This is a genomic window from Methanoculleus methanifontis (assembly GCF_030464365.1).
GTDB classification, from domain to species: domain Archaea; phylum Halobacteriota; class Methanomicrobia; order Methanomicrobiales; family Methanoculleaceae; genus Methanoculleus; species Methanoculleus methanifontis.
Genome location: NZ_VCYI01000011.1, coordinates 96,666 through 117,000 on the forward strand (window position 1 = coordinate 96,666; position 20,335 = coordinate 117,000).

The 20,335-nt window shown below is 62.3% G+C and carries 20 protein-coding genes; 11 read left to right on the forward strand and 9 right to left on the reverse strand.

Going from position 1 to position 20,335, the window contains the following annotated elements:
• The first annotated feature begins 114 nt into the window (after nucleotides 1-114).
• The 4 genes from FGW20_RS09295 (at nucleotide 115) to FGW20_RS09310 (ending at nucleotide 3,043) form a co-directional block, all read left to right on the forward strand.
• Complete coding sequence (locus FGW20_RS09295) at nucleotides 115-1,050, forward strand: deoxyhypusine synthase (RefSeq protein WP_301677810.1); 936 nt, start codon at nucleotides 115-117, stop codon at nucleotides 1,048-1,050.
• On the forward strand, nucleotides 1,047-1,682 hold the full coding sequence (gene pyrF / locus FGW20_RS09300; RefSeq protein ID WP_301677811.1) for an orotidine-5'-phosphate decarboxylase: 636 nt from the start codon (nucleotides 1,047-1,049) through the stop codon (nucleotides 1,680-1,682). Before FGW20_RS09295 ends, pyrF begins: the two co-directional genes overlap by 4 nt.
• 117 nt (nucleotides 1,683-1,799) lie before the next feature.
• On the forward strand, nucleotides 1,800-2,162 hold the full coding sequence (gene nrdD / locus FGW20_RS09305; protein WP_301677812.1) for an anaerobic ribonucleoside-triphosphate reductase: 363 nt from the start codon (nucleotides 1,800-1,802) through the stop codon (nucleotides 2,160-2,162).
• Nucleotides 2,159-3,043: an adenosylcobinamide amidohydrolase gene (locus FGW20_RS09310; protein ID WP_301677813.1), complete on the forward strand. Its 885-nt coding sequence runs from the start codon at nucleotides 2,159-2,161 to the stop codon at nucleotides 3,041-3,043. Before nrdD ends, FGW20_RS09310 begins: the two co-directional genes overlap by 4 nt.
• 7 nt (nucleotides 3,044-3,050) lie before the next feature.
• Here FGW20_RS09310 and FGW20_RS09315 read toward each other — a convergent pair whose 3' ends face one another.
• Entirely contained in the window at nucleotides 3,051-3,245 is a 195-nt protein-coding gene (locus tag FGW20_RS09315; protein WP_301677814.1) for a DUF1858 domain-containing protein, read from the reverse strand.
• A gap of 285 nt (nucleotides 3,246-3,530) precedes the next feature.
• Between FGW20_RS09315 and FGW20_RS09320 the strand changes: the two genes are divergently transcribed.
• Nucleotides 3,531-4,805: a nucleotide-binding protein gene (locus tag FGW20_RS09320; protein ID WP_301677815.1), complete on the forward strand. Its 1,275-nt coding sequence runs from the start codon at nucleotides 3,531-3,533 to the stop codon at nucleotides 4,803-4,805.
• Nucleotides 4,802-5,368 (forward strand): RPA family protein, encoded by a 567-nt coding sequence (locus tag FGW20_RS09325; protein ID WP_301677816.1) that lies wholly within the window; start codon nucleotides 4,802-4,804, stop codon nucleotides 5,366-5,368. The genes FGW20_RS09320 and FGW20_RS09325 overlap by 4 nt, the downstream gene beginning before the upstream one ends.
• Nucleotides 5,369-5,559: 191 nt before the next feature.
• On the opposite strand, the gene recQ is transcribed toward FGW20_RS09325, so the two are convergent.
• From recQ to FGW20_RS09345, 4 genes are all read right to left on the reverse strand, one after another.
• Nucleotides 5,560-7,860, reverse strand: coding sequence for a DNA helicase RecQ (gene recQ / locus FGW20_RS09330; RefSeq protein WP_301677817.1), 2,301 nt, complete (start codon nucleotides 7,858-7,860; stop codon nucleotides 5,560-5,562).
• Nucleotides 7,861-8,221: 361 nt separating this feature from the next.
• Nucleotides 8,222-8,860, reverse strand: a complete 639-nt coding sequence (locus FGW20_RS09335; protein WP_301677818.1) for a recombinase family protein — start codon at nucleotides 8,858-8,860, stop codon at nucleotides 8,222-8,224.
• Nucleotides 8,861-9,027: 167 nt separating this feature from the next.
• Entirely contained in the window at nucleotides 9,028-9,705 is a 678-nt protein-coding gene (gene ribB, locus FGW20_RS09340) for a 3,4-dihydroxy-2-butanone-4-phosphate synthase (RefSeq protein ID WP_301677819.1), read from the reverse strand.
• The gene (locus FGW20_RS09345) at nucleotides 9,698-10,366 is read right to left on the reverse strand and encodes a DUF120 domain-containing protein (protein WP_301677831.1); all 669 of its coding nucleotides are present in this window, start codon (nucleotides 10,364-10,366) and stop codon (nucleotides 9,698-9,700) included. Before FGW20_RS09345 ends, ribB begins: the two co-directional genes overlap by 8 nt.
• 121 nt (nucleotides 10,367-10,487) lie before the next feature.
• Here FGW20_RS09345 and FGW20_RS09350 point away from each other — a divergent pair, with 121 nt between their 5' ends.
• Genes FGW20_RS09350 through FGW20_RS09365 form a run of 4 tightly spaced genes read left to right on the forward strand, consistent with a single transcriptional unit; the run spans nucleotide 10,488 to nucleotide 13,796 of the window.
• Nucleotides 10,488-11,198 carry a helix-turn-helix domain-containing protein gene (locus FGW20_RS09350; RefSeq protein ID WP_301677820.1) on the forward strand — a complete coding sequence of 237 codons (711 nt, stop codon included), beginning with the start codon at nucleotides 10,488-10,490 and terminating at the stop codon, nucleotides 11,196-11,198.
• Nucleotides 11,192-12,244 (forward strand): hydroxymethylglutaryl-CoA synthase, encoded by a 1,053-nt coding sequence (locus FGW20_RS09355; protein ID WP_301677821.1) that lies wholly within the window; start codon nucleotides 11,192-11,194, stop codon nucleotides 12,242-12,244. Before FGW20_RS09350 ends, FGW20_RS09355 begins: the two co-directional genes overlap by 7 nt.
• Nucleotides 12,241-13,401, forward strand: coding sequence for an acetyl-CoA acetyltransferase (locus FGW20_RS09360; RefSeq protein ID WP_301677822.1), 1,161 nt, complete (start codon nucleotides 12,241-12,243; stop codon nucleotides 13,399-13,401). The genes FGW20_RS09355 and FGW20_RS09360 overlap by 4 nt, the downstream gene beginning before the upstream one ends.
• A gap of 2 nt (nucleotides 13,402-13,403) precedes the next feature.
• Nucleotides 13,404-13,796 (forward strand): Zn-ribbon domain-containing OB-fold protein, encoded by a 393-nt coding sequence (locus FGW20_RS09365; protein ID WP_301677823.1) that lies wholly within the window; start codon nucleotides 13,404-13,406, stop codon nucleotides 13,794-13,796.
• A gap of 581 nt (nucleotides 13,797-14,377) precedes the next feature.
• Here the strand turns inward: FGW20_RS09365 and FGW20_RS09370 are convergent.
• On the reverse strand, nucleotides 14,378-15,292 hold the full coding sequence (locus FGW20_RS09370; RefSeq protein ID WP_301677824.1) for a class I SAM-dependent methyltransferase: 915 nt from the start codon (nucleotides 15,290-15,292) through the stop codon (nucleotides 14,378-14,380).
• Between the two features lie 44 nt (nucleotides 15,293-15,336).
• Between FGW20_RS09370 and hmgA the strand changes: the two genes are divergently transcribed.
• Nucleotides 15,337-16,545, forward strand: coding sequence for a hydroxymethylglutaryl-CoA reductase (NADPH) (gene hmgA / locus FGW20_RS09375; RefSeq protein ID WP_301677825.1), 1,209 nt, complete (start codon nucleotides 15,337-15,339; stop codon nucleotides 16,543-16,545).
• 75 nt (nucleotides 16,546-16,620) lie between these two features.
• Here hmgA and ablB read toward each other — a convergent pair whose 3' ends face one another.
• From ablB to FGW20_RS09390, 3 genes are all read right to left on the reverse strand, one after another.
• A complete protein-coding gene (ablB, locus tag FGW20_RS09380; RefSeq protein ID WP_301677826.1) occupies nucleotides 16,621-17,460 on the reverse strand; it encodes a putative beta-lysine N-acetyltransferase in 840 nt (279 codons plus the stop codon).
• Nucleotides 17,450-18,763 (reverse strand): lysine 2,3-aminomutase, encoded by a 1,314-nt coding sequence (gene kamA / locus FGW20_RS09385; RefSeq protein ID WP_301677827.1) that lies wholly within the window; start codon nucleotides 18,761-18,763, stop codon nucleotides 17,450-17,452. The genes ablB and kamA overlap by 11 nt, the downstream gene beginning before the upstream one ends.
• A 132-nt stretch (nucleotides 18,764-18,895) precedes the next feature.
• Nucleotides 18,896-20,032 carry a glycosyltransferase family 2 protein gene (locus FGW20_RS09390; RefSeq protein WP_301677828.1) on the reverse strand — a complete coding sequence of 379 codons (1,137 nt, stop codon included), beginning with the start codon at nucleotides 20,030-20,032 and terminating at the stop codon, nucleotides 18,896-18,898.
• Between the last annotated feature and the right edge of the window lie 303 nt (nucleotides 20,033-20,335).

Below are 20,335 nucleotides of genomic sequence, written 5' to 3' on the forward strand. Positions count from 1 at the left end.
AACATCATGGCATTTTTACCAGGACATCCCGTTCGGCCGACGACCGCGGGAAAAGACGATCCATTATCGTGCATGAATGCCAATACCTCGTACAGAAGCTGGTGTAACAGTATCATGACCTTCAAGTACGGGGAAGCGGTTCAGCAGGCACGGGTGCACCCCGGGATGACGGTCGGCGAACTCGTCGACGAACTCGGGAAAGCCGGAGCCTACAACGGGGGATCGTTGTGGCAGGCGGTCAACATCTACGAACGGATGCTCCGCGACGAGAAAGCGCTGAAGTTCTTCGGGCTCTCGGGCGCCATGGTGCCCGGCGGGATGGGGGGCATCGTCACCGACCTCATAGAGAGAGGCCACATCGACGTGCTCGTCTCGACGGGGGCGAATCTCACCCACGACGTCATCGAGGCGATCGGGTGCCACCACTACCATGGAGCCTCCGACGTCTCCGACGCCGAACTCTGCGAGGAGGGGGTCAACCGGATCTACGACATCTTCCTCCCGAACGAGGCGTTCATCCGGTTCGAGGAGTTCCTGCAGGACGCCTACTCCTCCCTCCCCGAAGGCTCGACGGTCTCGATCTCCGATCTCCTCGGCCGGATAGGGAGCAGGCTTGATACCGGGATCCTCTCCGCGGCGGCAAAGGCCGGGGTGCCGGTCTACTGCCCGGCCATCCAGGACTCGATGATCGGGCTGCAGTACTGGCTCTTCTCCCAGACGCACAGGGTCACGGTCAGCGCGTTTGCCGACATGCCCGGGCTCCTTGACCGGTGCTTTGAGGCCGAGCGGGCCGGCACCATCCTCGTCGGCGGCGGGGTTCCAAAGAATTACATCCTGCAGAGCAAACTGATGACCGAGACCGGATTCGACTACGCGGTGCAGCTCACCGGTGACCGGCCCGACCTCGGCGGGCTCTCGGGGGCGACGCTCGACGAGGCCCGATCGTGGGGCAAACTCACCGGCGAGGCCACCGCCGCAACGGTCTATGGCGATGCGACCATCAACCTGCCGCTCCTGGTGGCCGCAACCCTCGAGAGGCTGGAACGATGACCGAACTCATCCTCTCCCTCGACGTGCTCGACCGGAAACAGGCGGTGAGCATCGCGGAGGCCTGTGCGCCCTTCATCGACGCGATCAAGGTCGGTTACCCCCTTGTCCTCGCAACAGGGCTCACCATCGCCAGCGACCTCGCCGATCTCGCCCTCCCGCTCATCGCCGACTTCAAGGTCGCGGACATCCCCAACACCAACCGCCTCATCTGCGAAGCGGTCTTCTCGGCCGGGTTCGACGCCGTGATCGCCCACGGGTTCGTGGGAGCCGATGCCGCGAGAACCTGTGTCGAGGTGGCGCACAAGCACAGCGGAGCGGCCTACATCGTCACCGAGATGAGCCACCCCGGGGCGACCGAGTTCTTCCACGGCGGTGTGGCCGAACGCCTGGCGGAACTCGCCGTCTCCTCCCGGGCCGACGGCATCATCGCTCCGGCCACCCGCCCCGAACGGATCACCCGGCTCCGGGAGATCGTCGGCAGCAAGGCGATCTACTCACCGGGCGTGGGGGCGCAGGGCGGCGATATCGATACGGTGGCCCGGCTGGTCGACGGGGTCATTGTAGGAAGGAGCATCTACGAGGCGGAGGACCCGGGCGCCGAAGCCGAACGCTTCTCCCGCATCCGCCGGTGATGAATTCTCCGTTCCGATCCCCTTCAGGGGAGATGACGACCCCTATGAGTGATCTGAGGCGGATGCGGGTTGTCCCGCATCTGAAGAGTTATATATTCTCCCGCAGATATGGGTATCATGAACTGGAGCCCTGAACAACTTAAACTGGCGGAAAAGTACCAGAGCCTCGATGAAATCCCCGCGGGAGAGCGGCGGTACAAGTGCCACACCTGCCACTTCGTCGTGGACGAAAACCCCTGCCCTCACTGCGGCGAGACGTCGCTTGAGATCATGTGCCCGCTCGACCACTGCGACTGCCACCACGAAATCGTCGAGAGCATCGAGTACTGTCCGCTCTGCGGCAAGGCCGTCTGCCCGGAGTGCGGGAGCCACGATGTTATGCAGATCAGCAGGGTCACCGGCTACCTCCAGGACGTTGCAGGCTGGAACGCCGGCAAACAGCAGGAACTGAAAGACCGAACCCGTTATTCCGTCGTATGAGATATTTCGTCAGGGACGAGACTCTTTTTCTCCGCGGGAGGTTCAGGGCGGCGAGCACCGGCGTCAACGGCGGTATCGCCGACGTCACAACGGTCTTAAACCACACGGTGCCCCGCGACTTCGAGGCCGAACCGCTACGCCATCTCGACCTTCTTGCCGCCCGGCACGGCATCTTCCGGGACTACTTCGGCCTTATGACCGCTGTAGGGATGCACCATCTCTGCGTGCTCCAGTACGACTTCGTCACGGTCTTCATCACCGCCGGGGTGACCAACCCGACAGCGTCCCCCACCACCCCGCACACCATCAACATCATCGTCTACAGCCGGGAGGGGATGGTTGATTCGGCGCTCCTTGAGACGATCGTCACCGCAACAGGGGCAAAGGCCCAGGCGCTCCATGACCTCGGCTACGATTTTCCAGGGACCACGACGGACGCGGTCGTCGTCGCGTGCGATCGTGACGCTCCTCGTGTACATTCTTACGCCGGGACCCTGACCGAGGTCGGCAGCAGGGTTCACGCGGCGGTTCTCCGCGGTCTCCCGGAGGCCCTCGCGCGGCAGCAGGGCAAGGTCCGGCGGAGCGAGCCGTCGTTCTTCATCTATAGCCGCTACGGCGGAGACCACTGGGTGGAGTGGCAGAAGGAGGACTGTCCCTACTACCCCTGCCACTTTCCGGGACAGCGGTGCGATTACTGCTACTGCCCCTGCTACCCCTGTGCAGACGAAGAACTCGGCGAATGGGTCGATAGTTCGAACGGCGGCAGGATCTGGGGGTGCGCCGGCTGTACGCTCCTGCACGTCCCGGTGATTGCAGATTACATGAAAAGAAACCCGGAGGCCGCTCTCACTGAGCTCAAGCGTCTCCGGGAACGATTATAATTGAGGGTTACGCCTCGGCGACGCCGAGAGCGGAGAGCATCTCTTCGAGAGGGATGCCGTGCGCCTGGGCGGCTTCCCGGATCGTCTCGTTGTTTGCGATGGCGCAGCCAAGGCAACCCATTCCGAACCGGAAGAGTACCTGTGCCGATTCGGGCTTCTCTCGGAGGAGTTCCGCGATTGTACTTTCCGCAGTCAATGCCATACAGCTGATGTTGTCCTTGCCCCTATATATACATTCAAGTGTCCAGTCCGATCTTCTGCGATTCACCCACAGACGCGGCTGACCCCACCGCGCCCGTAACCCCCGTCTTCCCGCCCGGCGGCGGGAACGGAAATCTCCCGGATATTGGAATGGTAGCCTTTCCCGCACCCTTTCCAAAAAAGGCCGCATCGCAGGGCATCCTGAGCAGGCTCCGAACTTACTTTCACACCGCGGGCCGTGTTCTTAATATCCTGATGAGATGAAGTACAGACTGGAGATGTAAGTATGAACCTATCAGAGGTAACAGAGAGAATCTCCCGGAAACTTGAAACAAAAGGCGCACAGCCCGATCGGCAGAAGATCGAATCACGCCTCCACCGTCTCGTCGAGGAGTTCGGCGTCAATGTCAACGAGGCCGAACGAACCGTGACGGCCGATCTCGCCCGCGAGCACAACGTCACCGGCGTCGGGAACACCTCCACCGAGCTCCGCCCGATAAACGAGATCGTCCCCAACGACTGGGTGACGATCGAGGGAAAGATCGTTGCCCTGACCCCGCCCCTCTCACCCTCGATCGCGCAGACGGGGATCATCGCCGATTCGAGCGGCGCCATGCGTTTTGTCACCTGGGCCCGGGGGAACCCCCCCGCGATGGAGTACGGCCAGTGGTACCGGCTCGAGTCCGCGGTCGTCGACGAGTACAAGGGTGCGCCGAACCTGAAGATCCACTCGGGCACCACCATCTCGCAGATGGAGAAAGATGCTCCGCTCCTCCCCTCGATAACACCGATCGCCGAGCTGAAGCCCGGTGTCGGGAGCGTGCGGGCCAAGTTCATCCAGGAATGGGATGCCTCGCACGACCGGATGCTCCAGACGGGGCTCCTCGGCGACGAGACCGGCACCATCAAGTTCGTCATCTGGAAGGAAGAGGGAGCAGGTTCCTCCGGAACCGGCCAGGCGGCTCCAAAGGAACCGCTTGGGAAGGATAAACTGGAACTCGATGCCGTCTACAACATCTTCTACGCCACCGTAGACGAGTACAACGGCAGGCTCTCCCTCGCCCTGAACACCGCGATGTACATCGCCGACGAGGGCGATATCGAGGTCGGGCGAACCGAGACCGAGATCCAGGGGGCTCTTGTCCACGTCGCTCCCGGCTCGGGCCTGATCAAGCGCTGCCCGGTCGAGGGCTGCAACCGGACGCTCTCCCGGCAGAACTACTGCCCGGTACACGAGATCCAGCCTGAGTTCCGCTATGACCTCCGCTTAAAAGCGGTGCTGGACGACGGCATACGTGCCCGGAACGTCCTGATGCAGCGCGAGATCGTCGAGGCCCTCACGGGGATCGCCCTTGAAGAGGCGATTGAAATTGCCGAGACGAACCCGCTCGGCATGGACGAGATCTTCTACCGCGTTAGGAACACGGTGCTCGGACGCTACTATACCTGTAGCGGGAGCGAGTTCGGCGGCAGGATGCTCGTCAACTCCTGCACCCCGATCGTGTTCAGTCCCGAAGAACTGGCCAGTCTGCTGAACCGTGCCGGGGGTGAGCCGGCATGAAACCGCAGGGAACGTTCGAGCGCGAACCGGCACGCAGGGTCTTCGCATCCGAGCTTCGCGAGACCCGCTACCAGTTCAAGGACGGTGACGATGAGAAGAGCCCGACCTACGTCATCCTCCCGAGCGGGATCCGGAGCAACCGGATCTTCATCGTCGGGACGCTCACGGAGAAGGAGCGGCGGGGCGACCAGAACATCTTCTACCGCGGGAGGGTGGCCGACCCGACGGGGACCTTCTTCATCATGGCGGGCTCCTACCAGCCCGAGGCGATGCAGCAGCTTGCCCGGATAGAGCCGCCCGCGTTCGTCGCCGTCGTCGGGAAACCGAACCTCTACACGACCCAGGACGGGAACTGCCTGGTCTCGGTCCGCGTGGAGTCGATCGCGGTCGTGGACCGCGAGACCCGCGACCTCTGGGTGCTCGACACCGCCCGCGAGACCCTCGACAGGCTCGAAGCGTTCGGCACCACCGACGACTCAAAGAAGGCCCAGGAGGAGTACGGGACGCAGCCGGATCTCTATAAAAAGATCGTCTACGACGCTCTCTCCCAGGTGCAGCTGTAGAGGCTCTACCTCCGAAACTCTTTTTTCGGCGGGCGATACCGATTCGCGAACTTCGCGTTTTTCAAAACCCTTCGGGTTTCTCAAGCTCCGGATGTCCCATCCGTCGCTCCTCGCGCGAGACTTCGTTCACGCCCCTACCGTCAACTCACACGAAGTCAGGTGTCAAAATTAGTGAAGCACTGAGACCTCTCTCAGGTTTTACAGATAACCCTGACCCTCTCCGACTCATCGTATTGGATGCACTCGTCCAGCGCTTCCGCACCGACAGCAGCCTCAGCGGCACTGATGGTAACCTTCGCTATCTTGACAAAAACCTCCGGATACCGCTCGTAGAATCGCTCGGTGACAACCCGGCGCCTCCTGCTGACCTGCGTTGTTATAGCATACGTCTCATTCTCCTGGATACCCGACTCGCGCGCTCTCGCGAGCAATTCCTTGTGCAGCTTTTCCGCCTGACGCAGTTCTTCACGCAGATCCCGGATATACCCCTGCAGAGCATAGGCCTCTTCAAGGAGCGCATCGTCGGGGATGTCGTCGGGTGGGGCAGGGGCCTGATCCGGGACACCTGAATGCGTCGGCGGCAGAACCGCACCTGACGCTGCCGGTTCATGGGGATCATTACCGGGAAATACCGTTGAACCTCCAGCGTCAGGGGTCTGGCTTGCACCGGACTCATCGTCCGGATGCTGCCGGCTCCGGTAACCACGGACTGTAAAGATGATGATCTCACCGAACTGCTGCAGTTTCGCATCGCCTACACCAGGAATGGCCGCAAACTCTTCAAGGGTCTCAGGGTACCGGCGGGCGATCTCCTTCAGGGCTCTATCGTGGAACACCATGTAGGGAGGGATATCCAGATCCTCTGCAAGCCTCTTCCGGACGCTTCGTAATTCCTCAAAAAGGGAGGAATCAAAGGGTCTCTCACCCCGGTCTGTCTTCCCCCTGTTGCGGGTTTTCGAACTCCCCGGCCTGCTGAACCGGACACACTCATCTCCAGACAGGATAGCCTGACTGCGCTCGTTCAGGGTGACGACCGGGTACTGATCGGAACTCTGATCCAGGTAGCCGTTCGCTACGAGTTGACGTATGAACGAGCGCCATTCCTCGCCTGAGTACTCACTCCCCGAGTTGTATACTGACAGGTTCTGATGACCTCTCGCCAGTACGTTTTTGCTCCGGGAGCCGGCAAGAACACCCGCAACGTGCGTTATGCCGAAACTTCCCGGCAATTGAGAGATGCAGTCCACAATCTTCGCGGCAATCTCCCGACCGTCGATGAACTCATCCGGCAGCATGCAGACATCGCAGGCCTGGCACGGCACCCCGGTGAAGATCTCGCCAAAAGACCTGAGCAGATGTTGCCTGCGGCATTGAGTGGTCTCACAGAACGCAACCATATCGTCGAGCTTGCGCACGGCCCGCGGGTAATACCCCGGCTCCGGGTGGTTCAAGCAATCTTTCTCGATAGAATACAGGCATCGTTTCCGGTCACCACGACTATAGAACAGGATGCAGTCGCTCTCTTCACCATCCCGGCCTGCACGCCCGGTCTCCTGCGCATACGCTTCCAGGTTCCTCGGCATATCGTAGTGGATAACAAACCGCACGTCGGGCTTGTCGATACCCATCCCGAAAGCATTGGTCGCGCAGACCACGTCGATCTCGTCTCTGATAAACAGTTCCTGCACCCTACTACGGAAATTACCCGGCAGATCCGCATGGTAAGGCTGAGCGCGGATACCATCTTCCTGTAACTTCTGTGCGACCTCTTCCGTGCGCTTCTTGCTTGAGAAGTAGATGATCCCCGACCGGTTCGGGTTGTCCCTCAGGTAATCGAGGAGTTGAGGATACGCACCCTTTTTGCCGGCAACAATGTACTGCAGATTTTTCCGGTTGAAACTTCCGACATATACGGCCGGGTTTATGAGGTTGAGCTGCTTCTGGATGTCCCGCTGGACCTCCGGAACCGCAGTTGCCGTCAGGGCAATCATTGGGACGCTCGGAAACATCTCTTTCAAGATGCGCAACTGGCGGTAATCCGGCCTGAAGTCATGGCCCCACTCGGAGATACAGTGAGCCTCATCGACTGCCAGGAGCGTCACGTTCAACTCGCGCAGGGTGGTCAGGAACCGTGTCTGCACTACCTTCTCCGGCGACACGTAGAGCAGGCGGAGCCGCCCTGCTTCAAGGTCTGCGAGGGTTCTGGCCATCGCATCGTAGGGGAGTGAACTGTTCAGGGTTGCTGCAGGAATGCCCTGCGTCACCAGCGAGTCGACCTGATCCTTCATCAGAGAGATCAGGGGTGAGATCACGACCGCCAGCCCTCCGGTTACGAGAGGAGGGATCTGATAACAGAGCGATTTACCCCCTCCGGTTGCAATGACGGCAAGAACATCCCTCTTCTCAAGAATATTGTTGATGATCTCTTCCTGGTAGGGTAGAAAAGTAGAATATCCATAATATCGTTCAAGAACTGCGTGAGGAGACTCCATCTAAATAAGGAGTTCCATCTACGTTTTTATGGCTCTTTTGGATTCATCCCTGAAGTCGATTGCATGCGATCCAGCGGTGAATGTTCATCCTGCGGAATGATTCTGCATGATTGGCCGGTGAAGATGACATCTCCGCGTTATGACACGGGATGCGAACATAATCTATGACCCGGAAATGCAGAGTTCTGGGTGAGAATGTTCATTACAGTATATCCCCTTACCGCGTAAACACCCGGGTCGTCTTCATGATAGGCGCGATGCTGGGGATGATAGCGATCCTCGCTCTCACCCGGATCGAGTCGTGGATAACGGAGAGATATAGCGATCAAGAGTAGCCAAAAAGAAGGAATTTCGGGAGGGATCACTCCCCCGGCCCCTGTCGGGCGCCCTTCCACTCTCCCTTCAGTTCTGGGTAGTCTGCGAGGATCTTGCTGACCGTGCTCCTGCTGACGTCGAACATCCGACAGATCTGGCTAATACTCGTCCCGGCCTGCCGTACCGTGAGGAGAGCCTCGACCTGCCCTTCATTGAGCGCTCTCGGCCTCCCGATGGGGCGCCCGTTGTCCTTCTTCGCCTTCTTCGAGACGGCCGGAGTGGTTTTCCGGGCACTCTCGCGGTACTGCTCCATGTACTCGACGAAGTTGCCGATGGCCGCTCTCCTCTGCTCCGGCTCATCCCGGAACCCGAAGAAATCGTTATTCACGCAGTAGACGGCGTAGTGCTCGTTTAAGGTTTTGAGTGCGGCAAGCCCGGCATCCGGGTCCCTCGCGAGGCCTGCAAGATCGTAGATGATGATATCGGGACAATTATTGGCGCCGCAATACTCCAGCATCTCCGTAAATCCCTTCCGTTTCTCCGGAGGGGTTGCATTTGCCCGGTGATCGTGGAAGATTTCAACAATCTGGAACCGATACTTGCAAAAATCCTCGATTTCCTTCTTTTGTGCTGCGAAATCCCCCTTCTTTCTCGTATTCAAGTATGCCACAGCATCTCTTTTCATCCGATTATGATGTCGTACAATCGTATATATTGTTTTTGAAAACACACACGTCGTGCCGTTTTGCGCCACAACCGGAGAGCCCGGGCACGTTGCAGGCGGTGTGTTAAAAGGTCAGCGGGAATACTTTTCGGGAGGCGGGCGCTGCCGGGTCAAAAAAGAGGTGGATATTATTCCTGCGGTCTTTCCGATTCCCACCGGTCCAGAACGTCTTTCCCCTCGATGAAGACGAGCCCGTGCTTTCTCGCATACTCCATCGCACCCTCCTTCGTGAGGGCGAACCCCGTCTCGTCGTCCAGCATCTCGCAGATCGTGACCGCCGGGGTGACGTTGGCCATGGTCGCAAGCGCGATCGAGAGTTCGGTCTGCCCCCGCCGCTCGTCGAGCAGCCGGTCGGCGGCCCGGAGGAGTGCCATGTGCCCCGGGGTCCGGAAATGCGCCGCAAAATCATGTCCGCCACCGTTGAGCGATTTTTCCACCTCGTCCGCGATGGCGGTGACCGTCAATGCCCGGTCACGGTCGGTGACCCCGGTATAGGTCTCGCGGTGGTTCACCCAGAGGGAGAACGAGGAGTGGTTCTTCGGGTCGTACGGGACTTCCCCGTCCCTCTCGACGAGACTGCAAGCACGCAGGACTTCATGTGCAAACGGCAGCCCGAGCCTCTTCGCTGCCTCGGGGTGTACCGCCGTGCAGATCAGCCCACCGCCGTCTTTGCGCATCTGCCGGATGTGGGCGGGTGTGACGGCATCCGAGCGGATCGCGAAATCGGTCTCGCGCTCGCGGTTGTCAAAGTCGTATAACAGGACGAATTCGCCCCTGGCAAGGGCCTTTATGGCTGCATCAATCATGGGTTATCTCCACCTCGATCGTATCGTTATCGTTCAGGTTCAGGGCTTTGCGGAGTTCGCACCCGGCGATGACCTCGATGGTATCCTCCGGGTAATGGGTACGGGAGGGGACGACTATCGCGCACCTGTGCCCCCTTATCCGGCAGGGGATCACCCTGGCGGCGCCGAACGTCCGGTCGTCGGCAGTGAATCCGGGAATATCGATCCAGCCGACGTGATCGATCTGCTTGCGAACCTCGATGCTCGGCGCATCGAGCCGGATGTTCAGGGTTCCGGGAAAGGGCTCAAAGCCGAGACAACCGCCGAACTGCTCCTTGTAATGGGGGATGCTCATGTAGTAGCGGCCTTCCCCGAGCCCGCTGATCACGGTTCCGGTCAGGGTGTACCGCCTCTGATCCGGGTTGAAGATCCGGACGTAATCCGCGTACTCCTGCTTTAGCGCCTGCTCGCCCTCCCGGGTGACGGCGACATACTGGCCGTCGGGCTTCATCGTTCGGACGATGAACTGCTGGCGCTCAAGCGCGATCAACCTCCGCGACGTGGTCTGGGGGCTGATACCCAGAACGCTACCGAGCGACTGAGACGAGAGCCATATCGGGCCCCGGCACCCGCCGAGCAGGGCGATCGTCTTCAATGACTGCAGGTCTTCCGCTTCAACCATCATATCAGAATTGAGATGCATACTATATACGAGTTGCGCAACGACCCCGACCCCGGATCTTCGTGAAATGTCGAAGTGGGATACGCTAATTATTTAAGTCGCGGGTGCTGACAGTACCTGCATGAAATCCGGAGTGCGGCATCAACTTGCCGAGAAAATGGCAGGAGAGATCACACTCTCGGACTCACCGGGTCAGGCCCTCAAGAAGTGGCGGCAGAGTTTCAACATCCCCCAGGGATTGCTTGCCGAACGATTGGAGGTCTCTCCCTCAGTTATCAGCGACTACGAAAGCGGACGGCGAAAGAGTCCGGGAACTGCCATCGTTGGAAAGATCGTCGATACGATCCTCTCGATTGACGAGGACAACGGCGGCCGGTTCATCAACAAATTTGCGAAAATCCTGTACAGCGAATTCGACGAAGACGTCATCTACGACATCCACGAGTACGCGTCTCCTGTGGCCCTCTCCGAGTTTGCGGAGGCCATCGGTGCCGTCACGCTCTGCGGGCCGACGGATCAGACCATCTATGGGTACACGGTGATCAACAGCCTCAATGCGATCCTCCATCTCTCATCAAGCGAGTTCAACCGCATCTACGGCTGGAGCACGGAACGTGCCCTCATCTTCACCGAGGTCTCGACCGGAAAGTCCCCCATGGTGGCGATCCGGGTCACGCCCTTTAAACCGCGTTGCGTGGTGCTGCAGGGCATCGGCCCGGAAGAGGTGCATCCGTTGATCCCGGGTCTCGCGGAACGCGACCGGATCAGCGTGCTCTGCACACGGATGGACGTCGAGACGATCATCGGTTCACTACGAGGAAAACTATGGTAGGCATCTATTCATACGGCGTCTACATCCCGCGATACCGGATAAAAGTCCCGGAAATCGCGCGGGTCTGGGGCGGCAATGCAAACGACGTCATGAGAGGGCTCGGGGTCTTTGAGAAGTCCGTCCCCGATCTCGATGAGGATACCGCAACGATCGCCGTCGAGGCGGCACGCGCCGCCCTCCGGCGGAGAACCGTCGACACCGAAGCTATCGGTGCCATCTACGTGGGGAGCGAGTCGCACCCCTACGCGGTCAAGCCCACGGCCTGCACGGTCGGCGAGGCGATCGGGGCGACCCCGAACATGACCGCCGCCGACTACGAGTTCGCGTGCAAGGCGGGGACGGCAGGCATCCAGACCTGCATGGGCATGGTCAAGAGCGGGATGATCCCGTTCGGGATCGCCATCGGTGCGGACGTGGCGCAGGGCGCTCCCGGCGACGCGCTCGAGTACACGGCCGCGGCCGGCGGTGCGGCGTTCGTCATCGGCAGCGAGGACGTCATCGCCGAGATCAACCACACCTGTTCGTTCACCACCGACACGCCCGACTTCTGGCGGCGCGAAGGGCAGAACTACCCCCGCCACGGCGGGCGGTTCACCGGCGATCCCGGCTACTTCAAGCACGTTCAGGGTGCAGCGCGGCTGATGTTTGAGCAGGCGGGGACGAACCCGAAGGACTACGACTACGCCATCTTCCACCAGCCCAACGCGAAGTTCCCGCAGCGGGTAGCAAAGACGCTCGGGTTCACGGCTGAGCAGATCCAGCCCGGCCTCGTCGTCCCGAGGCTCGGGAACACCTACTCGGGGGCGTCGATGATCGGGCTTGCGGCTACGCTCGATGCAGCGAAACCAGGCGACCGCATCTTCGTCACCTCGTTCGGGTCGGGAGCCGGGAGCGACGCCTTCGACATCACGGTGACCGACGCCATCGAGTCCGCAGGATTCGACCGGACGGCGGCGCCGAGCGTGGAGAACCTCCTCACGAACCCGACCTACCTCGACTATGCACTGTATGCCAAACACAAGGGAAAGATCGTGATGCAGAAATGAGAGACGTAGCAGTAATCGGAGTCGGCTGCACGGAGTTCGGGGAGCACTGGGGAATCTCGTTCCGCGACCTCTTCGTCAAGGCCGGGGCGCTGGCGCTCGAAGATGCCGGCGTCACCGGCGAGAAGATCGACGCTCTCTACGTCGGGAACATGAGTGCCGGCCGGTTCGTCGAGCAGGAGCACATCGGCGCCCTGATCGCGGATTACGCCGGGCTGGCGACGAACAACACCCCCTCGACCCGTGTGGAGGCGGCCTGCGCTTCCGGCGGGCTTGCCTTCCGGCAGGCGGTGACCTCGGTCGCGAGCGGCATGGAGGATATCGTCGTCGCGGCGGGCGTCGAGAAGATGACCGACGTCGGAACCGGGGCGAGTGTGGACATGCTCGCGAGCGCCGCGGACCGCGAGTGGGAAGGGTTCGCCGGAGCGACCTTCCCCGGCCTCTACGCCATGATTGCAAACGACTACATGCACCGCTACCCCCTCACCCGGGAGCAACTCGCACAGGTCGCGGTGAAGAACCACGAGAACGGCGCAAAGAACCCGATCGCACAGTTCCGAAACCGAATCACGGTCGAGACGGTCTTAAATTCGTCGCTCGTGGCCGACCCGCTGCGGCTCTTCGACTGCTCGCCGATCACCGACGGTGCGGCGGCGGTCGTGGTGGTGCCGCTCGAGCGTGCCCGTGAGTTCACCGATTCCCCGGTACGGGTGCTTGCAAGCGCCCAGGCGAGCGACACCATCTCGCTCCACGACCGGCGGGACATCTCGACCCTGGACGCCACCGTGGCGGCAGGCAAGCGGGCGTTCGCCCAGGCGGGGCTCACCCACAAGGATATCGACATGGTGGAGGTTCACGACTGCTTCACGATCGCGGAGATCTGCGCAATCGAGGACCTCGGGTTCTGCAAGAAGGGTGAAGCGGGAAGACTCACCGCGGACGGGGCGACCGCTCTCGGCGGGGAGATCCCGGTGAACACGAGCGGCGGCCTGAAGGCCTGCGGCCACCCGGTCGGTGCGACCGGGATCAAGCAGATCTACGAGATCGTCAGCCAGCTCCGCGGCGAGGCCGCCGGCCGGCAGGTGGACGCGGAGATCGGTATGGCGCATAACGTCGGCGGCACCGGCGCGACGGTCGTCGTGCACATTCTGGGGGCCTAACTATGTCGGTTTCACGGTTCTGGAGAAAGATCCCGCAGCGCTACAACCTCGTCGGGACGAAGTGCACGACCTGCGGGCGGCACTTCTTCCCGCCCCGGTCACTCTGCCCCGACTGCCGGCGGAGCGGCAACATCGTCGACCACCAGTTCACCGGCGAAGGATCGATCGTCACCTACACGGTGATCCGGTCGGCAAGCGACCAGTTCGAGCACACCACCCCCTATGCCCTCGCGGTCGTGGAGCTCGACGAGGGGCCGAGGCTCACCACCCAGGTCGCATGTCCCATCGAGGATATTGCGATCGGGATGCGGGTCAAAAGTGTCTTCCGCCGGATAGCGGCGGACGGCGAGAGCGGCACCATCCACTACGGCACGAAGTTCGTGCCGGTGGAGTAAACACTTTTTCGGGCTGCCCGGAGAGCAGCCCCGGACGGTGTCTTGCGCGTTTGCGCGAGACGCCATCCCTATACCTCCACTTCTATCGCTCTAACCTGCGGAGTCTGCAGGGTTGCCGGAGTCTCTTTCGCGATCTTCACGACATCGCGTGAGACCCAGGAGCTATCCCCTACGACAACCTCGCGCGAAGTTCGGTGGATGGTTACTGGTGACCCCCACTACACGATACACCAGAGAGGGGAGCAACCTGACTGAGGGAAAAACCCGGTACACTGGACCGTGGGAGATATCGCGCCTGGGGGTGGGGCTGGCGGGGAGAGGGGAGCATCCCCCCCCTCCCCTGCCCCCTCCCCCCCGCAAGGCGATATCCCCACGGAAGCCGTGTCAGATCTAGCCATAGGAGATCAGCAGGCCCAAGGAATGGGAACTCAGGTGTCTCAGGTGCGAGGGGACCATCCCCCATCGCAGTCTCACCCCCCCACAATGTGATGCTCGGTGAGCAGTGGGAGATATGCCCAGCCAAAAAAGAAGAAGCATATTTGATTACTGAAAATGCAAGAGCTGCAATCCAAGGGATCCCCTTACTTCTCCACCACGATATCATACACCGCGTGCCACCTCCCCGGCGAGTAGGTCCTGACCTGCCGCTCGGCGACCTCGCCATCGGTAACCTCCCTGATCAGGGGGAGGTACTCCCCCTCCTGCTCCTGGAGCGCGTAGAGGTGGATCGTCCCGCCGTCCCGGCAGAGGGCGGCCGCCGCCGGGAGGAACTCCGGCGCGGCGAGGGGGAGGTTCATGACGACCCGGTCGAACGGGGGAAAGCCGAGCCGGGGGAGGTGTGCGGCGTCGGCGAGCACCGGGATGACGTTTCCGGCGCGGTTGAGCGCGATGTTCTCGATCAGGAGGTGGACCGCGGTGGGGTTGAGGTCGGCGGCGACGACGAGACCCGCCTTCCCGGCGAGGGTGATCGCGAACGGCCCGACGCCGGCGAACATATCGAGCACCCGCTCCCCCTCCTCCATCGCCCCGAGAACCCGCTGCCGCTCGGTCGAGAGCCGGGCGGAGAAGTAGGCGAGGGAGAGGTCAACGTCGAAGGAGTGGCCGTACTCCGTCACCCGGGTGCGGGTGGTGGGAACCCCCGCAAGGACGGAGAACCGGCGGGTGCGGTACTCCCCCTCGACCGCGGTTTCGGGGAAGAGGACGGTCTCAAGCGACGGCCGGGAGGCGAGCAACCGCTCTGCTCCCGCGGGATCGTTCTCCTGCATGATGGCGATCCCGCCCACGAGCTCGTGGCGGGGAAGTTCGATGCGTTCCGGCACCGTCTCGAACTCGCACCGGACGGCGCCGGGGATCTCCTCCGTCACCGGGAATAGGATCGCGTCACCCTCCGGTCGCGGATGGAACCGGCGGTCGAGGAACCCCTCCTCAAGCAGCCGGCGCCGCCTCCCTTCAGCCTCTCGTCTCGGCACCGCAAGGCACCACTGTTCTTCTCCCATATCGACCACCAGCCATCTTTAGATATGAACTCTCATACTTATTCATGGATGAGTATATCAAGAGGCTGAAAGACGGGTCTCTCAAACTCTACGCTCTCGAGAAAGAGCTCCCCCCCGAGGAGGCCGTCCGGGTGCGCCGGGCGTTCGTCGAGGGTGAGACCGGCACCGCCCTCCCGAAAGTGGGGTCGTTTTCCATCGTGATCGACCGGGTCGTGAAGCGCAACATCGAGAACATGATCGGCACCGTCCAGGTGCCGCTCGGCGTTGCAGGCCCGCTCCGGGTGAAGGGCGAGTATGCCGACGGATCCTACTACCTCCCCCTCGCGACGACCGAGGGGGCGCTCGTCGCCTCGGTGAACCGCGGCTGCTCACTCATCACCCGGGCGGGGGGGGCGGACGTGCGGATCATGCGGGACGGGATGACCCGGGCACCGGTCTTTGCCGCCCGCGACGTCGGCCACGCCCGTGATGTGGCGGTCTGGGTGGAGAGCCACGCCGCGGAGATCCGGGAGGTTGCAGAGAGCACCACGAAGCACGGCGAGTTCCGTGAAGCCGTCACCTACGTTGCCGGGACAAGTGTCTTCGTTCGGCTCGAGTTCGACACCAAGGACGCCATGGGGATGAACATGGTGACGATCGCGGGCCAGAAGGTCGGCGAACTCATCGAGCGGGAGACCGGGGCCCGCCTCGTCGCTACCTCCGGGAACATGTGCACCGACAAGAAACCGGCAGCGATCAACCTGGTCCGGGGCCGGGGGAAGACCGTGGCCGCGGGGGTGCGGCTTACCGACGCGGCGATCATGGATCTCCTGAAGACTGACGCGGAGACCCTCGCGGAGGTCAATTACCGCAAGAACCTGGTGGGTTCGGCCCGGGCGGCCTCGTTCGGGTTCAACGCCCAGGCGGCAAACGTCGTCGCCGCTACGTTCATCGCCTGCGGGCAGGACCCCGCCCACGTCGTCGAGGGGAGCACCGCGATCACAACCGTCGACCGGGTGGACGGCGGGGTCTACGTCTCGGTCACCCTCCCGTCGCTTCCCGTGGGAACGGTCGGGGGCGGCACGGGGATCGATACCCAGCACGAGTGCCTCACGATGCTCGGCGTCGCCGGTGGCGGCGAGCCGCCGGGAGCCCACGCAAAGGCGTTTGCGGAGATCGTTGCCGCCGGGGTGCTCGCCGGCGAACTCTCCCTCCTCGGCGCTCTCGCGGCCCAGCACCTCGCCCGCGCCCACCAGGAGCACGGGCGGGAGTGACGGGAGCAAGGCCCACGCCCTCTGCTGAGCACCTCCCCCCGTATACCGAGAGCGGTATGACCCCTGCCTGGGGACTTACTCTTCCAGCGAGCGATACCAGACGTTCATGCTCTCGAACCCGCCACAGATGTTGGTGTTGTTCGTGAGCGTTCCCCCCCACGCATACCCCGCCCGGGCAAACGTGGCGTTGATCGGGTAGGAGAGCGCCCGGGCGATGGTGAAGGCGGTCTTCAGCCCGGCCGCCCGCATCTCCTCCTCCATCCGCAAAAGAAGGAGGGACGAGAGGTTCTGGCCCCGGAAGTCCGGGTGCACGGCAAAATCGGTCATCTCGACGTTCTCGTCGTCGGGGTAGATCTCCGCCGAGGAGGCCGCAGCAAGCCGACCGTCTTCGGTGCGGACGACGAAGTAGCGGTAGTCCCCGGCCATCGTCTCCCGCAGGTAACCGGGAACGGCGATGGGAAACGGATACGTCGCAAAGACCTCGCCGTAGAGCGCGGCAAGGTCGTCGGCGTCGTCCTCCGCCGCGGGGGCACACGTCCAGCCCGATGGGAGGGCGGCAGGGCGGGCATCGCCAGCCTTCTCGCGGACGGCCGCGAGGACCGCAGCGAGATCGCCCGACGCACGCCGGCGTCCCACATCAAGGAACTGCGCTACGAAATACCCGTCCTCCCTGCCCCGGAAGAATCCCGGAACCCGCGCCTCGACGACGTAGCTGCGGGCGATAAACGAGGAGAGAGCGGAGGCAGGCACTTTTGCGAATATCTTTGTGTAACGCTCTCGCTGTGCGAGCGCATCGAGGTCGTCGAGGACTTCTGGGAGATCGGCAGGAGAGAGGTGCATCACGTAGATGCGGTCGCTCAACCGCCCGTGCTGGACGAGGGTGTTGCCGATCGTCGTAACGGTGTCAGCTGTCATTTCTCCGCTCGAACCGTTCGGTGTGCTCCGGGACGAGCGCCGTCGTCGGATCCTCCTCGGAGAGGAGTTTGGCGATCCCGACCGCCTTGGACTCGTCCGCGCCCTCGAGCTTCAGGTACTGGTTGCAGGTCGCGCACTTGCGGTCGCACCAGACCGGTTCGTAGGAGTCGGGCTCGCGGTAGGTGGTGATCACGCCCTCGAAGTTGCGCAGCACCACCCGGTTCGTGGACCAGGAGATGAGGTACTGGGGCATCACCGGGATCTTCCCCCCGCCGCCGGGAGCGTCGATGACGTAGGTCGGGACGGCAAACCCGCTGGTGTGCCCGATGAGGTTCTCGATGATCTCGATCCCCTTCGAGACCGGGGTGCGGAAGTGAGCGAGCCCCTCGGAGAGGTCGCACTGGTAGAGGTAGTAGGGCCGGACCCGGTTCCTGACGAGTTTGTGCACCAGGGTCTTCATGATCCGGGAGCAGTCGTTCACCCCCGCCAGGAGGACGGTCTGGTTGCCGAGCGGTATGCCGGCATCGGCAAGCCGTGCGAGCGCCTTCTGCGAGGACGCGGTGATCTCCGCCGGGTGGTTGAAGTGGGTGTTCACCCAGAGCGGGTGGTGCCGGGCAAGCATCGCGCAGAGTTCCTCCGTGATCCGGTAGGGAAGGACGACCGGAGTCCGGGTGCCGATCCTGACCACCTCGACGTGCTCGATGTCGTCGAGCTCGGTCAGGATCCAGTCGAGGCGGTCGTCGGGGAGCATGAACGGGTCGCCCCCGGAGAGGAGGACGTCCCGGATCCCGGGGTTCTCCCGGATGTAGTCAAGGCTCTCGATGACCTCGGCCTCTGAGGGGATGGAGTCGACGTCCCCGACCTTCCGCTTCCTGGTGCAGTGCCGGCAGTACATGGCGCAGACGTTGCTGACTAAAAAGAGCACCCGGTCGGGGTAGCGGTGGGTGATACAGGGAGCCGGGTGGTCGGCGTCTTCGGCGAGCGGGTCTTCCATGTCGTCGGGCTCGACCTGCAGCTCCGCCGGCGACGGGAAGCACTGCATGAAGATCGGGTCGTTCCAGAGATCCTTTGGATCGATGAGCGAGAGGTAGTACGGCGTTATCCTCAGGGGGAACCTGCTTGCGGTCTCTTCCAGCTCCCGCCGCTCGTCCTCTCCGAACGATACGCCGAGCAGCCGCTCGAACGTGGAGATCTCAGTGATCGCGTGCCGGACCTGCCACTTCCAGTCCCGCCAGACTTCGGCGGCAGTACCTGCATCGATCCTTTCTGCTATCTCCTGCTGGTTGGTTGATAAAATGGCCATTTGCAGTTCCTCCGGGTCACACTGTATCGCCAATCATATATAACGGGATCGATCTCCCCGAAAAATGCCCGGAAATCAAAAATGTGCCCTAAAAAACGGGATCGTCGGGCGGAGCGGCGTGCCCGGCGGGGGTCAATCCTGCTCTTCGCCGCGTTTTAAGAGCACCATGCTCGTGAAGATCCCGGAGAAGACGACTTGCATTCCGGCGAGGAAGAGTGCCAGTGCCCAGACGGCGTTTGCAATCTGGAAGAGGGGGCCGAACCCGGAGGCGGCCCAGTCCCGGAGGATCCCGAGCCCGACGAGGGCGCCGCCGGCCATCAGCAGGATCCCGGCGAGGAGTTCCCGCTCGAGGTTGTGGTAGTTCATGAGCCGGGAGAGGAACGGCCCCGCCTCGCCGTAGCCCTGGACGGCCGAGTAGACGGCGATGTTGATCCCGGCAACAAGCGCCTGGAGCCCGCCAATGAAGAAGAGGGCAGCCAGGATGAAGGAGTGGATGAACGAGGTCTCGACCTCTCCCCGGAAGGCGAAGATGATCATCAGAAAGAAGCCGAAGACCGTGAAGATCAGTCCCGGAACGGTGATGAACGGGATCGGCCGGTAGAGGAGCATGAACCGGACGTGCCGCCAGCCGTCGGAGAAGCTCTGCAGGTTCGAGGGCGCGACCCGTGGGTAGTAGGTGATCGGGACCTCGTCGATCCGGAGATTGGCCTTCGCCGCCTCGATGATCATCTCGCTTGCAAACTCCATCCCCCCGGTCTTGACGTTCATCCGTTCGAGCGCTTCCCGCCGGAACGCCCGGAACCCGGTGTGCGCATCCGATATCCGGATGCCGAACACCCGGTTGAGGAGCCAGGTGAGGAAGGGGTTACCGATATACTGGTGGAGGGCGGGCATCGCCCCGGGCCGGATCTCCCCCCGGAGCCGGGAGCCGAGGGCCATGTCGGCACCGGCATCGAGCAGGGCGAGGAGCTTGGGGATCTCGAGGAAGTCGTAGGTGTCGTCTGCATCCCCGATGACGATATAGCGCCCCCGGGCGCGGGCGAGCCCGGCGAGGTAGGCGTTGCCGTAGCCCCGTTTCTCCGGCCGGACGACCCTGGCCCCGAGGTCCCGGGCGATCGCCGCCGTCCGGTCGTCGGAGGAGTCGGCGATGATGATCTCGCCGTCGATCCCGAGATCGGCAAAGACTGTCCGGATCTTGGTGATGCACTTGCCGATGGTGGCCTCCTCGTTGAGCGCGGGGAGGACGACGGAGAGGGCGGGGGTATTCATGGGATTCTCGGAATAGTATCGGCCTTTCGCCGTATAGAGTGTATCGATTGCTGTTACCGGTGTAGCATAACCCGGTGCTCGAGATGAGGAGGGGGCCAGGGGCTTTTTTTCACCTTATTTTGTTGATCCTGATGTGTGTGGAGGTTTACCATCTCACGCGAAGTGCGAGCGCAAGCGGAGCGTGAGCACCGAAGGTGCGAGCCGCGACTGTCCACAGGACGGGAGCGTGAGCACCGAAGGTGCGAGCCGCGACTGTCCACAGGACGGGAGCGTGAGAAGCCGTAGGCTTCGAGCCGCGACTGT

What these genes read in the sequence shown, in the direction of transcription:
- FGW20_RS09295 (WP_301677810.1), top strand. Translation starts at nt 115, where the DNA reads ATGACCTTCAAGTACGGGGAAGCGGTTCAGCAGGCACGGGTGCACCCC.
- pyrF (WP_301677811.1), top strand. Translation starts at nt 1,047, where the DNA reads ATGACCGAACTCATCCTCTCCCTCGACGTGCTCGACCGGAAACAGGCG.
- nrdD (WP_301677812.1), top strand. Translation starts at nt 1,800, where the DNA reads ATGAACTGGAGCCCTGAACAACTTAAACTGGCGGAAAAGTACCAGAGC.
- FGW20_RS09310 (WP_301677813.1), top strand. Translation starts at nt 2,159, where the DNA reads ATGAGATATTTCGTCAGGGACGAGACTCTTTTTCTCCGCGGGAGGTTC.
- FGW20_RS09315 (WP_301677814.1), bottom strand. Translation starts at nt 3,245, where the DNA reads ATGGCATTGACTGCGGAAAGTACAATCGCGGAACTCCTCCGAGAGAAG.
- FGW20_RS09320 (WP_301677815.1), top strand. Translation starts at nt 3,531, where the DNA reads ATGAACCTATCAGAGGTAACAGAGAGAATCTCCCGGAAACTTGAAACA.
- FGW20_RS09325 (WP_301677816.1), top strand. Translation starts at nt 4,802, where the DNA reads ATGAAACCGCAGGGAACGTTCGAGCGCGAACCGGCACGCAGGGTCTTC.
- recQ (WP_301677817.1), bottom strand. Translation starts at nt 7,860, where the DNA reads ATGGAGTCTCCTCACGCAGTTCTTGAACGATATTATGGATATTCTACT.
- FGW20_RS09335 (WP_301677818.1), bottom strand. Translation starts at nt 8,860, where the DNA reads ATGAAAAGAGATGCTGTGGCATACTTGAATACGAGAAAGAAGGGGGAT.
- ribB (WP_301677819.1), bottom strand. Translation starts at nt 9,705, where the DNA reads ATGATTGATGCAGCCATAAAGGCCCTTGCCAGGGGCGAATTCGTCCTG.
- FGW20_RS09345 (WP_301677831.1), bottom strand. Translation starts at nt 10,366, where the DNA reads ATGGTTGAAGCGGAAGACCTGCAGTCATTGAAGACGATCGCCCTGCTC.
- FGW20_RS09350 (WP_301677820.1), top strand. Translation starts at nt 10,488, where the DNA reads ATGAAATCCGGAGTGCGGCATCAACTTGCCGAGAAAATGGCAGGAGAG.
- FGW20_RS09355 (WP_301677821.1), top strand. Translation starts at nt 11,192, where the DNA reads ATGGTAGGCATCTATTCATACGGCGTCTACATCCCGCGATACCGGATA.
- FGW20_RS09360 (WP_301677822.1), top strand. Translation starts at nt 12,241, where the DNA reads ATGAGAGACGTAGCAGTAATCGGAGTCGGCTGCACGGAGTTCGGGGAG.
- FGW20_RS09365 (WP_301677823.1), top strand. Translation starts at nt 13,404, where the DNA reads ATGTCGGTTTCACGGTTCTGGAGAAAGATCCCGCAGCGCTACAACCTC.
- FGW20_RS09370 (WP_301677824.1), bottom strand. Translation starts at nt 15,292, where the DNA reads ATGGGAGAAGAACAGTGGTGCCTTGCGGTGCCGAGACGAGAGGCTGAA.
- hmgA (WP_301677825.1), top strand. Translation starts at nt 15,337, where the DNA reads ATGGATGAGTATATCAAGAGGCTGAAAGACGGGTCTCTCAAACTCTAC.
- ablB (WP_301677826.1), bottom strand. Translation starts at nt 17,460, where the DNA reads ATGACAGCTGACACCGTTACGACGATCGGCAACACCCTCGTCCAGCAC.
- kamA (WP_301677827.1), bottom strand. Translation starts at nt 18,763, where the DNA reads ATGGCCATTTTATCAACCAACCAGCAGGAGATAGCAGAAAGGATCGAT.
- FGW20_RS09390 (WP_301677828.1), bottom strand. Translation starts at nt 20,032, where the DNA reads ATGAATACCCCCGCCCTCTCCGTCGTCCTCCCCGCGCTCAACGAGGAG.